Origin of the sequence: Bradyrhizobium sp. 154, assembly GCF_023073875.1 — a bacterium.
Lineage (GTDB): Bacteria > Pseudomonadota > Alphaproteobacteria > Rhizobiales > Xanthobacteraceae > Bradyrhizobium.
On the sequence record NZ_JADPKG010000048.1, the window covers coordinates 80,629 to 93,720 of the forward strand.

At 63.6% G+C, this 13,092-nt stretch carries 18 protein-coding genes and 1 tRNA gene; 13 read left to right on the forward strand and 6 right to left on the reverse strand.

Annotated elements, in window-relative coordinates:
- Positions 1-71: 71 nt before the first annotated feature.
- From IVA92_RS12050 to IVA92_RS12080, 7 genes are all read left to right on the forward strand, one after another.
- The gene (locus IVA92_RS12050; RefSeq protein WP_247281512.1) at positions 72-257 is read left to right on the forward strand and encodes a hypothetical protein; all 186 of its coding nucleotides are present in this window, start codon (positions 72-74) and stop codon (positions 255-257) included.
- 656 nt (positions 258-913) lie between these two features.
- Positions 914-1,936: an LLM class flavin-dependent oxidoreductase gene (locus tag IVA92_RS12055; RefSeq protein ID WP_247281513.1), complete on the forward strand. Its 1,023-nt coding sequence runs from the start codon at positions 914-916 to the stop codon at positions 1,934-1,936.
- 347 nt (positions 1,937-2,283) lie between these two features.
- Positions 2,284-2,628, forward strand: coding sequence for a DUF1236 domain-containing protein (locus IVA92_RS12060; RefSeq protein ID WP_247281514.1), 345 nt, complete (start codon positions 2,284-2,286; stop codon positions 2,626-2,628).
- A gap of 114 nt (positions 2,629-2,742) precedes the next feature.
- Positions 2,743-3,102 carry a hypothetical protein gene (locus IVA92_RS12065; protein ID WP_247281515.1) on the forward strand — a complete coding sequence of 120 codons (360 nt, stop codon included), beginning with the start codon at positions 2,743-2,745 and terminating at the stop codon, positions 3,100-3,102.
- 232 nt (positions 3,103-3,334) lie between these two features.
- Positions 3,335-3,841, forward strand: coding sequence for a hypothetical protein (locus tag IVA92_RS12070; protein WP_247281516.1), 507 nt, complete (start codon positions 3,335-3,337; stop codon positions 3,839-3,841).
- Positions 3,842-3,899: 58 nt separating this feature from the next.
- Positions 3,900-4,253 (forward strand): hypothetical protein, encoded by a 354-nt coding sequence (locus IVA92_RS12075; RefSeq protein ID WP_247281517.1) that lies wholly within the window; start codon positions 3,900-3,902, stop codon positions 4,251-4,253.
- Between the two features lie 18 nt (positions 4,254-4,271).
- Positions 4,272-4,700: a hypothetical protein gene (locus IVA92_RS12080; RefSeq protein ID WP_247281518.1), complete on the forward strand. Its 429-nt coding sequence runs from the start codon at positions 4,272-4,274 to the stop codon at positions 4,698-4,700.
- Between the two features lie 167 nt (positions 4,701-4,867).
- Here the strand turns inward: IVA92_RS12080 and IVA92_RS12085 are convergent, their stop codons facing one another.
- From IVA92_RS12085 to IVA92_RS12095, 3 genes are all read right to left on the reverse strand, one after another.
- Positions 4,868-5,323 (reverse strand): hypothetical protein, encoded by a 456-nt coding sequence (locus tag IVA92_RS12085; RefSeq protein WP_247281519.1) that lies wholly within the window; start codon positions 5,321-5,323, stop codon positions 4,868-4,870.
- Positions 5,324-5,333: 10 nt separating this feature from the next.
- Positions 5,334-5,552 (reverse strand): hypothetical protein, encoded by a 219-nt coding sequence (locus tag IVA92_RS12090; RefSeq protein WP_247281520.1) that lies wholly within the window; start codon positions 5,550-5,552, stop codon positions 5,334-5,336.
- Between the two features lie 266 nt (positions 5,553-5,818).
- A complete protein-coding gene (locus tag IVA92_RS12095; RefSeq protein WP_247281521.1) occupies positions 5,819-5,977 on the reverse strand; it encodes a hypothetical protein in 159 nt (52 codons plus the stop codon).
- Positions 5,978-6,221: 244 nt separating this feature from the next.
- Here IVA92_RS12095 and IVA92_RS12100 point away from each other — a divergent pair, with 244 nt between their 5' ends.
- The gene (locus tag IVA92_RS12100; protein ID WP_247281522.1) at positions 6,222-6,548 is read left to right on the forward strand and encodes a hypothetical protein; all 327 of its coding nucleotides are present in this window, start codon (positions 6,222-6,224) and stop codon (positions 6,546-6,548) included.
- An 84-nt stretch (positions 6,549-6,632) separates the two neighbouring features.
- On the opposite strand, the gene queD is transcribed toward IVA92_RS12100, so the two are convergent.
- The 3 genes from queD to IVA92_RS12115 form a co-directional block, all read right to left on the reverse strand.
- Complete coding sequence (queD, locus tag IVA92_RS12105) at positions 6,633-7,052, reverse strand: 6-carboxytetrahydropterin synthase QueD (RefSeq protein ID WP_247281523.1); 420 nt, start codon at positions 7,050-7,052, stop codon at positions 6,633-6,635.
- Between the two features lie 4 nt (positions 7,053-7,056).
- Positions 7,057-7,133: transfer RNA gene (locus IVA92_RS12110), tRNA-Arg, on the reverse strand.
- Positions 7,134-7,397: 264 nt separating this feature from the next.
- The gene (locus IVA92_RS12115) at positions 7,398-8,843 is read right to left on the reverse strand and encodes a HAMP domain-containing sensor histidine kinase (RefSeq protein ID WP_247281531.1); all 1,446 of its coding nucleotides are present in this window, start codon (positions 8,841-8,843) and stop codon (positions 7,398-7,400) included.
- Positions 8,844-9,250: 407 nt separating this feature from the next.
- Between IVA92_RS12115 and rpmH the strand changes: the two genes are divergently transcribed.
- The 5 genes from rpmH (at position 9,251) to IVA92_RS12140 (ending at position 12,833) form a co-directional block, all read left to right on the forward strand.
- Positions 9,251-9,385 carry a 50S ribosomal protein L34 gene (gene rpmH, locus IVA92_RS12120; RefSeq protein ID WP_212501943.1) on the forward strand — a complete coding sequence of 45 codons (135 nt, stop codon included), beginning with the start codon at positions 9,251-9,253 and terminating at the stop codon, positions 9,383-9,385.
- A gap of 28 nt (positions 9,386-9,413) precedes the next feature.
- A complete protein-coding gene (rnpA, locus tag IVA92_RS12125; protein ID WP_247281524.1) occupies positions 9,414-9,806 on the forward strand; it encodes a ribonuclease P protein component in 393 nt (130 codons plus the stop codon).
- Positions 9,806-11,674: a membrane protein insertase YidC gene (gene yidC / locus IVA92_RS12130; RefSeq protein WP_247281532.1), complete on the forward strand. Its 1,869-nt coding sequence runs from the start codon at positions 9,806-9,808 to the stop codon at positions 11,672-11,674. The genes rnpA and yidC overlap by 1 nt, the downstream gene beginning before the upstream one ends.
- 140 nt (positions 11,675-11,814) lie before the next feature.
- Complete coding sequence (gene yihA / locus IVA92_RS12135; protein WP_247281525.1) at positions 11,815-12,468, forward strand: ribosome biogenesis GTP-binding protein YihA/YsxC; 654 nt, start codon at positions 11,815-11,817, stop codon at positions 12,466-12,468.
- Positions 12,468-12,833: a DUF423 domain-containing protein gene (locus tag IVA92_RS12140; RefSeq protein ID WP_247281526.1), complete on the forward strand. Its 366-nt coding sequence runs from the start codon at positions 12,468-12,470 to the stop codon at positions 12,831-12,833. The genes yihA and IVA92_RS12140 overlap by 1 nt, the downstream gene beginning before the upstream one ends.
- Positions 12,834-13,092: the final 259 nt, after the last annotated feature.

The following is a 13,092-nucleotide window of genomic DNA, read 5'->3' on the forward strand; positions in this document are numbered from 1 at the left end:
GCCATGGCCGAAGTTGCCAGATTTTCCCGGGTCCAGCGAACGGGCCAAGTCTTAAATGAAGAGGGGCTGGCATGCACTACGGCCGCGCGCACGAAGTTGTAGTTCTTCACGACCGCCTTGAAGCGCTCGCCTTTCAACTTGCCGAGCTGGAACAGTTGCGAGCGCAAGTGCTTTTAGCCGAGCAGAAGGCGGAGCGAACTGGAGGAAAGTGCGAACGCGGGGAGGCTCATGGAAAGCGCCAATTGCCTGCGAAATAGGGCCGCTGCCGGAAAGCAACAACCGGTGCTCCGGTCTGCGCCTCTTCTGCGGCAGGTAAGGGACATTACCAGCACAGAGGCAAGATTTTCGGTCTCCGTCGGTTGAATTCAGGCGACGATAATGAGCCAGTATGTAGAGGCGCGTTACGCGCTGCTGATATTGCAAGAAGCGCGGGAGACCTGCGAAGATCGAGCAGCAATACTGCTCAACAATCTACTGCAAGACCTTAGGCCAGCACAGCAAGATGACCCGCACCGTGCCGGTGCGCTAGCTTCTATCCGGCATTTGGCGGTAATTTTACGTGAGCACCGGATGCCCGCATCGTCTTATTGGGAAGCGGCGCTAGACGCTGCGCACGCATGGCGAGACCATGCAGAGCGATGACGAGGCCTCGGCTCTGCGCTGTCGGGCGACAGTCGTTTTCCAAATGCGTCGCCGTCGGCAACATTTAGTCGTCTGTTCAGCGTCAAAACGCGACGCCGGCCCCAGAGGCCCGAACGCCTGCGATGGGTCAAAAAGCGACATGACGGCGTTGTCTGCTTAGGTCTGCTTCCTCCCAAAGGGCGGCACTTGCGGGTACACGGCTTCCCCTCTTGTCCAACTTTCCTCCAGCCGGCGTATCGCAAACTCCTGCGATCATACTTACTTTGCCTCCATGAAAAAGATCGGATTCCTGTCCTTCGGACACTGGACGCCCTCGCCGCAGTCGCAGACCCGCTCGGCCGCGGACACGCTGCTGCAATCGATCGAGCTTGCGGTTGCGGCGGAACAGCTCGGCTTGGACGGCGCCTATTTCCGCGTACATCACTTCGCCCGGCAGCTCGCATCACCCTTTCCGCTGCTCGCCGCCGTCGGCGCCAAGACCAGCAGGATCGAGATCGGCACGGCCGTGATCGACATGCGTTACGAGAACCCGCTCTACATGGTGGAGGACGCAGGAAGCGCCGACCTCATCGCCGGTGGGCGGCTCCAGCTGGGCATCAGCCGCGGCTCGCCCGAGCAGGTGATCGACGGCTGGCGTTATTTTGGCTATCGCCCGGCCGAGGGCCAGAGCGATGCCGACATGGGCCGGCGCCACGCGGAAGTCTTCCTCGACCTGCTCCGCGGCGAGGGTTTTGCCGAGCCCAATCCGCAGCCAATGTTTCCCAATCCGCCCGGGCTGTTGCGCCTCGAGCCGCATGCGCAAGGCTTGCGCGAACGCATCTGGTGGGGTGCCGGCTCGAACGCCACCGCGGTGTGGGCAGCAAAGCTCGGCATGAACTTGCAGAGCTCGACGCTGAAGAACGACGAGACCGGCGAGGCTTTTCATGTGCAGCAGGCGGCGCAGATCCGCGCCTATCGCGCGGCGTGGAAAGAGGCGGGGCACAGCCGCGAGCCGCGCGTATCGGTGAGCCGCAGCATCTTCGCGCTGATCGACGATCGCGACCGCGCTTATTTTGGCGGGGAACGCGGAGGGGAGGATCAGATCGGCTTCATCGACCCGCGCACCCGCGCGATCTTCGGCCGCTCCTATGCGGCGGAGCCTGACGTGCTGATCGAGCAACTGCGCCAGGACGAGGCGATCGCGGAAGCGGACACGTTGCTGCTGACGATTCCGAACCAGCTCGGCGTCGCCTACTGCGTGCATGCGCTCGAGGCGATCCTGACTCAGGTGGCACCGGCGCTGGGGTGGCGGTAAGGCAAACGACCGCCAGCTGTCACTCGTACGATGCCGTTCAGTTTTTGAAAACGTAGGGCTGACGAGGTCGGCGAGGATTTCCTGCAGATATGCAGCCCCGGGTTCTTTGCATTCAGAAACCGGGGCCTTTGCATTCAGTGCATGTGGCCAATGAGATAGATGCCACCGCCGACAACCAGGATCGCCGGCACGGCCCAGAGAATCAATACAGGCATTATCCTCTCCTCCGAATAACTGCTCCCGGGGAAGAAACAGGAAAAAACGGCAAACGTTCCGCGTTCCTGCGGAACGGCCGAGCTGATGGCGAGTTCATCGCAGCGCCGCATGAAGCGGCGAGGGAGAATGCGATGAAGAAGTTCATGCTGATTTCGGCCGCCGCTCTGCTCGTGTCGACGAGCGCGATGGCGCAAACCACCGTCACCACGACGACCGGCGCCGGACACGGCGCGACCGTGCAGATCGAGCCGGAATACCGCACCAAGATTCGATCTTACGTCACCGAGCACAAGATCCGTCCGGTCGAGACGCGCGAAAAGATCGTGGTCGGCTCGCCGGTCCCGCGCGATGTCGAGCTCGCGAGCGTGCCGAGCGATTGGGGCCCGTCGCTGACGAAGTATCGCTACGTCTATTCGGGCAACCGGGTCATGCTGGTGGACCCCGAGACCCGCATGGTGGTCCAGGAGGTGGATTAACTCCGCCGCGCGGCGGGCCGTGGAGGAGCGGCTCGCCGTGCATCCTGCTTTCATTTTGCGGTAGGGGGCCCGATGCCCATCATTCGATATTTCCTGTTTGCAGGCGCATTGGTCGTGGCGCTGCTCTTCGCACTCGATCGCAATCTGCCGCCACTTGGCGAGCGCTCTGTCGGCCCGGAGGTCGACCGAAGCATCATTCGCATCCACTCCGCACGAGCCTTGCCTGAAAAAATCGTCTTCGACACGTCCACTCAGATCGCCGCCAGTGTCTCTTCGCCTCTGCTCGCCGCCGAGCCGCCGGTCCACGTTGCGAGCAACGCATTGGCGATGGCCGAACCGCGGAAGCCAGAGACGAACACGCCCGCACCTCAGCGCGGCGCGACGCGAGCAGCCGGTCTCCGTTCAAATCGCGCGGCTCGCTCGGCGTCCCCACGTCGACTCTACGATCGCCAGGTGATGGTCGGGGCGTTCTGAGATGTGCTGATGCAGCGTGATCGCGGCGCATGAGGCGCGCAGCCGTTCGCACTCGCTCCAGATGAACGCCAGATGAATAAAAGGATGCGTGGCCGTGTTCGCGCAGCGCGGAACTTCACTTCAGGTTGCGCAAAAGCGTCAACGTGTCCGACGCAAGGAACGTTTGCGCGTTTGCCAATTTATCCCGTGCCTGATTTGGCGATTTGTTTTTGGAAACCCTGGAGGAATGGACATGAGGATCCTGAAGCTTTCTGCGGCTGCGGCCGCGCTGTTGGCCGGCACGGCACTCGCTGTTGCGCAATCGAGTTCGACGGTCGGCACCGGCGGCTCTTCGGCGGGCGGCGGCACGAGCAGCTCGACGGTCGGCACCGGCGGCTCATCGGCCGGCTCGGGCAGCGGATCAGGTTCTGCGTCGACGCTGGGCACTGGCGGCTCGTCTGCGGGCGGCGGCACCAGCAGCTCGACTGTGGGTACCGGTGGCTCGGCGGCCGGCAGCGGCTCGGGAAGCGGCTCGGCCTCGACGCTCGGCACCGGCGGTTCGTCGGCGGGCAGCGGCAAGAGCTCGTCCAGCGTCGGCACCGGCGGCTCGGCGGCCGGCAGCGGCTCGACCGTTGGTCAGTCCGGCGCGTCGAAGTCGCCCGGCATGGGCGACGGCAAGTCCGGTAGCCACGCCAGCGACATGGGCCTCGAGAAGGGCAAGGGCCATAACAAGGACGAGTGGAAGAAGGACAAGAATTAGTCCCATCCCGGGAGCGGCCACGTGCCGCTCCCTTCGTCCATGTTGAGGAGGAGCCGCAATGAACAAGTCAATCGTTGCGATCATGGCGCTGGCTCTGATGGGCAGCGCTGCATCGGCAGAGACCATGGAAAAAACCGGCAAGACGGCATCAGGCGAGACCTGCAAGGTCAAGGTCGAGAAGCATGCAGACGGAAGCATCACCGCGGTCGGCTCATCGAGCTCGGGCACGACCGGGTCGACCTCATCGAGCAGTTCGCTGTCGAGCTCAAGCTCGGCCGGCGGATCATCGGTGCATGTGCAGGCCGGCGGCGGCAACGTCTCGAGCTCGTCGTCGACGGCGGGCGGTCCTGGCTCCACCAGTGCTAGCACCATCACCGTCAACGGCTGCACAATCTCGACATCGTCACCCTGATTGATAGAGGATTGAAACATGAGAAACTTACTCACGACCGCGGCGGTCGCGGCCCTGCTCGCTGCCGCTTCGCCGGTTCTTGCACAGAAGAGCATCACGGGCGGAAGCGGCGGCTCGGCCGCCGCGGGCGGCACATCCGCCTCCACCGTCGGCACCGGCGGCACGTCAACGTCGCCGACCGGCAGCACCGGCTCCTCGATTGCGGCCGGTGGAAGCGCCGCTTCCGTCGACGGCAAGACCCAGACCGGCGTCAGCACGAACAAGGGCAACGGGCCCGTGCTGAATTCCAACGCGCGGGCGCAGGCCCATGAAGGCGGCACGTTCAGCCGCTCGCATACGCGCACCAAGGTCAAGGCCGGCGAAGAGGTCGGCTCGACCACCAAGACGATGTCGCATGTACCGGGCTCGAAGCCGACCATGTCGACGACATCGACGACGGCTCGCTAGAGCATATCGGTTCTGGTGGAATCAGAACCGAAGCTCCTTGTCTTGAAGCTCCTTGGCTTGACGCGTTTTCGTCGCGCGGACCGGTATCCACCTCGCTAGAAAACGCGCCATCCTCACGACCTGCTGCCCGAGTCGCTCGGGCAGCCTTTTTGTTGTGTTGGCCCAGGTCAACCGGCACTCAGGCTGTGGCTGATGCGCGTCACGATGCCGTCCCATTGCCGCTTCTCGGCCGCCGGATAATTGATCAGCACGCAATGCACGTAGCGCCGCGAGAAATTGCATCGGTCGTACCAGATCTTGCCGCGCTTGATGCTGGAGACTACGAAAAATCTCGGTGTGATCCGTTTGTAGATGATCCCGGACGGCGGATTTTTCCTGGCGAGAAATTCGGCGGGCGAGAGACCTTGATTGGGAACAGCTTGCACGGTGAGATCGGCGCGGCCATCGGCCGTGCGAAATTGCTGGCCGTATCCGTCGGGTTTTCCGGCGGGCTCGGTGAAAAGCGAGGCGGGAATGTCGGCCGACGTCCCGGATTCCGGAATCCGGTAGGTCGTCCAGCTGTCTGCCCCGGCAACAGACGATGTCGCACAGAGCGCGATGACCACAGCAGCTGCTGTCCTCATGTCGGCCTCATCAATGACGCGGCGCCAGTTGCAATTCCATCAAAGCGATCCTCTGCAAGGCGGCGGGGTTGCGCTCACCCGCACCGGCCGTGCGCAGGATGGATTCGGCGAGTGCATTGACGTGCGAGGAATGCACGGGCTCCGGCAGGGTCGCAATCGCAGCTTCCAGCGCGGTGGTCATCAGCTCGATCACCTCAGGGGAAAACTCGGTATTGGCAAAGTTCTTCATCGGTGGACCGTGGGAGCCGCCTGCTCAACGTCGGGAAAAAGTCGAAGTTCCTGCGGGGCGGCAAGCCCGGCATCAATCCGAGAGCGCGACGCGCTGACCGACGACGCGGCGGCTCACCCACGTCGCGCCGGCGCTGAGGCAGGCTGCAATCGATCATCAATAGGTTTCCGGAAGGGCCGGCGCTGGCGCGCGCGAGACGCCCGCCTGTGGCGGGCCCTCAGGACGAGGGCTCGTCTCGCGGCGAAGGGCGATTTACTCGCGCGACCTCAGAATAATGCGGCCTTCAGCGCCTGTCCGTAGATCATGGCGGCAACGAGGAAGAGTAGCGCCCACGCTCCCGCGAAGATCATGAGGATTTTCAGGGTCTCGACGTCGATGGTGGTTCTCATTGCACGGGAGAGTGCTTTTGCCAGTGCAGCCATCATCGCCAGCTCCGGACCAGGCCGCGCGGAGCGCGGTCTGGTTCGTGTAGCGTCATTGAGCGCGTTTGCGTGTGAAACAGATTACAGGCGGCGGTCAGCTGATGTTCAGAAGAGCACTTGTGCCGAAGACCATCATTGCTTCAGATCAATGATGTGGCACCAAGTTCCAGGGCGGCTGTCGAGGGCCGTGACATGGAGACGCTGGAACGAGAATGCGAAGCACGGCGTTCGCCTGAAGGAGTCCACCATGCCGACCAAGCCGACCATCGCCCGCATCTGGCGCGGCCGTACCCGCCGCGACATCGCTGACGCCTACCAGACCTATCTGCAGGCGGAGGGCATTCCGCCGCTGTTGAAGACGGCGCTCGGCGTGCAGCAGCTGCGCGAGGACCGCGATGAGGAGACGTGGTTCACGACCATCTCCTACTGGGCGGACGTCGAGGCCATGACGGCTTTCACCAAGGGCGAGCCGACCAAGGTGCATCATCTCGCGCGCGATCCGGAATTCCTGATCGAATTGCCGGAACGCATCGAGATCCACCGCATCCTGATCGACGAACAGGGGCTGCGGTGAATGCCGCCACGCGTATCCCAGCCGAGCGAGGCTGCGGTTCGGGATGCGATGTCGAGCGCATTTTGACCACGGCGCCGTCGCGCGTCACCGCCCCTGATATTCGGCCCAGCAGTCCGCCGTTTCGTAAACGCGGACAGCCGAGATTTGCCACACGCTCGGCTCCAGCCGGTCCCATATCCAGATCGCAATGTTTTCGGCCGTCGGGTTCTCGAGCCCCTCGACGTCGTTCAGGCACCTGTGGTCCAACGCGCCCACGATGTCGGCGAAGCACTTCTCGAGATCAAAAAAGTCCACGACGAAGCCCGTGCGCGGGTCGACCGATCCTTCGAGCTGAACCTCTACTCGGTAGGAATGACCATGCAGCCGGCTGCATCGGTGCGTCTCGGGCACCTTCGGCAGCCGATGCGCCGCCTCGAATTTGAATGCCTGCGATATCTTCATTTGGTTCCCGACAGGGCGCGGCCAATCCGCGATCTCGGATGCCGGTTGCCTGCCCGGCGTCAAGGAATGGCGCGCCCGGAACGATTCGAACGTCCGACCCTCAGATTCGTAGTCTGATGCTCTATCCAGCTGAGCTACGGGCGCGTTTTTCGCAAGCAGCGATGGCGGGCATGACCCGCGACGCATCTCCCGGAAGGCCGGGAGGGGTGCGAAAGAGCGCTCTGACTAGCCGCTCTTGTCCCTGTTGGCAAGATCCGGGATGGGGAGATTTTGCAAGGAGATGACCGCCAGCATGGTCATTCCTGGGCTCGCGAAGCGAGAAGTGCGGAATCTCGCGCCGAAACCTCTAGATTCCGTGGCCCTCCCTTTGGGCCGTCCCGGAATGACGGGAGACTGCCGGCTGGCCGGCTACGCCCGCGCCCGCTCGTTGCGGATGGAGAGCAGTTCCACGGGGCGGTCGGGGATGACGATACGGAAGGTGGCGCCGATGGTGCCTTCGACGAGGTGGATGTCGCCGCCATGGGCGCGGACGAGCTCGGCGGCGATGGCAAGGCCAAGGCCGCTGCCGCCGGGGCGGCCGGAGGTCTGAAACGCCTCGAACAGGTGCTCCCGGGTTTTCTGGGGCACGCCCGGGCCGGTGTCGGAAACCTCCAAGATGGCGACCGCGCCCTCGCGTTTTCCGGTGATCCGGATCTGCTGCACGCCGCCCTCGCCGGACGAGGCATGGCTTTCCAGCGCCTGGGCGGCGTTACGGACGAGGTTGAGCAGCACGCGGAACAGCTGGTCGGGATCCGCATCGACGGCAAGCCCGCGCTCGATTGCGGAAACCCAGGCGATCGAGGCGTCGTTGGCGAGCCCAGCGGTCTCGCGCACCTCCAGCACCACCGGCTCGATCAGGATCATGCGGCGGTCTGGTGCGGCCTCCTGAGCGCGGCCATAGGACAACGTGGATTGGCAGAAGGCGATGGCGCGCTCGAGCGAGCGCACCAGTTTCGGCGCGAAGCGTTGCACCCGCGGATCCGGCACGCTGGCGAGTTGGTCCGACAAAAGCTGCGCCGAGGCCAGCAGGTTGCGCAGATCGTGGTTGATCTTGGAGACGGCGAGGCCGAGGGCGGCGAGCCGGCTCTTCTGATTCAGCATCGACATCAGGTCGCGCTGCATGTCGGACAATTCGCGCTCGGCCACCCCGATCTCGTCGCTGCGCTGGCTCGGCACGATGATCCGCGCCGAGCTCTCGGGATTCTCGTGGAAGCCGACCAGGCTCGCGGTGAGCCGCCGCATCGGGCGCACGAAGAGATAATGCAGAGCGAGATAGACGAGGCCGGCGGTCAGGGCCGCGATGATCAGCGCAACCACCACGACATTACGGGAGAACCGGTACATCTGCTGCCGCAGCGGCAGCTCGTCGGTCACGATCTCAATGAACTGGGCGTTGCCGACGCCCGGCCCAACGATGCGGATGGCCTGGTTGCCGGTCTCCAGCATCATCCGGAACGAGCCGGTGATCGCCTCCCACGCTGTCATGTCGCGCAGGTCGATGTCATGCTCGATGGCCGTAGGAAGGTTGTCGCTGGCGAGCAGCCGGCGCTGCTGGCCCATCTTGATGGCGACGGCGCGGGCATTGATGCTCTTCAAAATCTGCCGCGACAGCGAATCGGGAACCATGCCGAGCGGCGCGGCGTCCAGCACCAGCGCCGCGGTGTTGGCCGCCGCCACCCGGTCGTTGAGCCGGTTGACCCAGAAGTTGGCAATGGCGGGCACGTAAAGCAGGCTGGCCGCGATCATCACCAGCGGGACGGTAAGCAGCAGCAGCTTGCCTGACAGCCCGAGCCCGCGCGACCCGCGCGGCCGCATCGCCGGCTGGTCCGGCTGATCCAGATCCTGGATCGGCTGGCGATCTGTGGCTGCCACGAAATTCGCCCCTGTTGGCCTTGGCTGATGCAAGATGCGACCGGCCCCGGGCCCGGTCAAATTACGGATCGCTAATCTGCCGAGGTGAGATGTAAGCGCTGATAAAGCGAGTCGCTACCTCAAGAGTTAAAAACCCCGCACAAACAGCGATATTCACTGGAAACGCGCGCTTGTGCGGCGTTGACGAAAACAAGGCGCTCGCTTATAAGCCGCGCGAATTGTCCGCGATGACCCGGTGCGACACCGGGAGCGGCTCTCTTGGGGCCGGAAAAGGGCCCGTTTTGGGCCGCATCTTCCGGACTTTACCATCAATTCTACAGGCAAATTGCCCGGTCAGCGGAGAAAAACCCGTGAAGCGGACTTATCAACCCAGCAAACTGGTGCGCAAGCGCCGTCACGGCTTCCGTGCCCGTCTCGCCACGGCCGGCGGCCGCAAGGTTCTCGCCGCCCGCCGCTCCCGCGGCCGCAAGCGTCTGAGCGCCTGAGCCGGACCCCCTTTTTCCGGGATTCATCATGGATCGGCTGAGGCAGCGGGCGGATTTCCTCGCCGTTGCCAATGGCGCGCGGGTGAATAGTCCCGCGTTCGTCCTGCAAAGCCGCCGCCGGGACGACGGCGGCCCGATCCGGATCGGCTTTACCGTTACCAAAAAGAACGGCAACGCCCCCGAGCGCAATCGTATCCGGCGCCGGCTTCGCGAACTGGTGAAGCGGCTAGATCCGGTGTCGATGCAACCCCATCATGATTATGTGCTGGTCGGCCGAAGGGACGCGCTCTCGCGCGACTTCGCGACCATGCTCGACGATCTGCGCATAGCATTCGCGAAGCCCGCGCGGCATACGCCCAAGGGACCGGCGAAGGCCGTGCCCCGCGATAAGCCGCAAACCGGATTGATGACGAGAGAATGATGACCGACAATCGCAACACCATCCTCGCCGTCATTCTGTCCGGCCTGGTGCTGATCGCCTGGCAGTATTTCTACAACGTGCCGCAGATGGAGAAGCAGCGCGCCCAGCAGCAGACGCAGGCCGAGCTCCAGAAAGGCACACCGCAGCCGACGGCGTCGGCGACGCCGGGTGCCGCGCCGCAGGCGGGCGGCACTCCCTCGGCTCCCCCTGTCGCGAACCAGCCGGCCCAGCCGATCGTCAGCCGCGAGGCCGCGATTGCCGCCTCCCCTCGCGTCAAGATCGAAACGCCTCGTTTGACCGGCAGCATTTCCTTGAAAGGCGCGCGCATCGACGACCTTGCGCTCGTGCAGTATCGAGAAACGGTCGACCCGAAGTCGCCGCCGATCATCCTCTATTCGCCCTCGGGCACGGCGGAGCCGTATTACGCCGAATTTGGTTGGGTGGCCGCGACAAGCGACACGAAGGTGCCTGACCGGACCACCGATTGGCAGCAGGAGGGCTCCAACAGCCTGACGCCGTCCACGCCGCTGGTGCTGAAATTTGATAACGGTCAGGGCCTCACCTTCCGCCGCACCATCACGATCGACGACCGCTACCTGTTCAGCATCAAGGACGAGGTGACCAATGTCGGGAACGCGCCGGTCAAGCTCTTTCCGTTCGCATTGATCTCGCGCCACGGCACGCCGCAAGTCTCAGGCTACTACATCCTGCATGAAGGCCTCATCGGCTATCTCGGCGACCAGGGCTTGCAGGAGAAGGCTTACAAGGCCGTCAGCGAGGCCCCTGCGATCGGCAACGGCGGACACGGATTCGAATTCAACAAGGTCACCAATGCCTGGCTCGGCATTACGGACAAATACTGGGCATCCGCGCTCCTTCCCGACACGTCCGCAACGCTCAAGGCACGTTTCGTCGCCGAACCAGGTACCCAGATCCGGTACCAGACCGACTATCTGCAAGATGCGCAGACCGTCGCAATCGGCGGCACGACGACAGCCAACACGCGGCTGTTCGCGGGCGCCAAGGAAGCCGGCGTGGTCGGCATCAACTTCCCGCTCGCAGGCCTCGGCGGCTACAACAAGGAGCTCGGCCTCAACCATTTCGATCTCTTGATCGACTGGGGCTGGTTCTACTTCATCACCAAGCCGATGTTTCTCGGCCTCGACTTCTTCTATCGCTTCTTCGGCAATTTCGGCATCTCGATCCTGCTCGTGACCGTGATCGTGAAGCTGTTGTTCTTCCCGCTGGCGAACAAGTCATACGCCTCCATGGCGAAGATGAAGTCGATCCAGCCGCAGCTTCAGGCGCTGAAGGAGCGCTATCCCGACGACAAGGTGAAGCAGCAGCAGGAGATGATGGAGATCTACCGCAAGGAGAAGATCAACCCGGTCGCCGGCTGTCTTCCCGTGGTGATCCAGATCCCGGTGTTCTTCTCGCTCTACAAGGTGCTGTTCGTCACCATCGAGATGCGGCACGCACCCTTCTATGGCTGGATCAAGGACCTCTCGGCGCCCGATCCGACCAACCTGTTCAACCTGTTCGGACTGATCCCGTTCGACCCGACCACGATTCCCGTGTTCGGCCACTATCTCGCGCTCGGCATCTGGCCGATCATCATGGGCATCACGATGTGGTTCCAGATGAAGCTGAATCCGACGCCGCCGGATCCGACGCAACAGATCATCTTCAACTGGATGCCGCTGATCTTCACCTTCATGCTGGCCGGCTTCCCGGCGGGCCTCGTGATCTACTGGGCCTGGAACAACCTGCTCTCGGTGGTCCAGCAGAGCTACATCATGCGCCGCAACGGCGTGAAGGTGGAGCTGTTCGATAATCTCAAGGCGACGTTCGCGAGGAAAGCGACGTAAGCCGAGGACTTCGAACCTCATCCTGAGGAGCGGCCGCAAGGCCGCGTCTCGAAGGATGGCGACGGGCTCCCGGGCCTGCATGGTTCGAGACGGCGCTTGCGCGCCTCCTCACCATGAGGAACTAGCACTGGGCCTTGAGCATGACCGACGACAAAGATGCGAAGCTGATCGAGGCCGGGCGCAAGCTGTTCGCGCGCGACTGGCAGTTCATCTGGGCTTCGCCCTCGATTGCCACGTTGCCGCCGATGGCGGGGCTGGAGATCGCCTTTGCCGGCCGCTCGAACGTCGGCAAGTCCAGCCTGATCAACGCGCTCACGGGGCGCAACGCGCTGGCGCGCACCTCGCATACGCCGGGCCGCACCCAGGAGCTGATCTTTTTCGAGGTCCCGGGAAAGAGTGACCTGCGCCTCGTCGACATGCCCGGCTACGGCTACGCCAAGGCGCCCAAGAGCCAGGTCGCGTCCTGGACCGAGTTGATCCACAAATTTCTGCTGGGACGTGCCTCACTCGCGCGCGTCTACGTGCTCATCGACGCGCGACATGGTCTCAAGGACGTCGATCTCGAGGTTCTGAAGACACTCGACCGCTCCGCCGTCAGCTACCAGATCGTGCTGACCAAGGCCGACCAGGTGAAGGCGTCCGAGCTGCAATCGCGCATCGCCGAGACCGAGGCCGCGCTGGCCAAGCATCCGGCTGCATTCCCGAACGTGCTCGCGACCTCGTCGCGGAGTTCGACCGGCATGGCCGAGCTGCGCGCCGCCATGGCGAAGCTCTTGGAAGAGCGGACCGCCTGATGACGGCACAACGCCTGCTGATTGGGCTGGCCGGCTTGATGGGCGCCGCCGGCGTTGCGCTGGCGGCCGCCTCCGCGCATGGCGGCGATGCGAGCCGGCTGGCATCTGCCAGCGCCATGCTGCTGTTTCATGCAACTGCCATACTTGCAACCGTCGCCTTGCTCGCGCGCGGCCTTCTGCATGGCGGAATTGGCCTCGTTGCCGCGTTCGGCCTTGCAGCGGGCGCCGCGCTGTTCGCGGGCGATCTCACCTGGCGGCAATATGCGGGACCTGGGCTATTTCCGTATGCAGCGCCGACGGGTGGAACGGTGATGATGTTGGGCTGGCTGGCGGTGAGCATGGCGGCGCTGGTGGTGAAGACGTAGCTTCTTTCTTACGCTCCCCCTGGGAGGGGAGGGTCGCTACGCATGCAGCGAAACGAAATGCGTCGCGGGGGTGGGGTGACAGTCTCTCCACAGAAGCGGCGCCCGTGTGGAGAGATCACCCTACCCCGCTCGCGCTGCGCGCGATCGACCCTCCCCCTCCAGGGCAGGGGAATCGCATGTGAGCGTTCTCTGTAAGGCATTGCGAATTGGGCAGAAATCGATTCTGAAGGTGGCTCCTGAGTTGGAAGGAGCGGCCGAT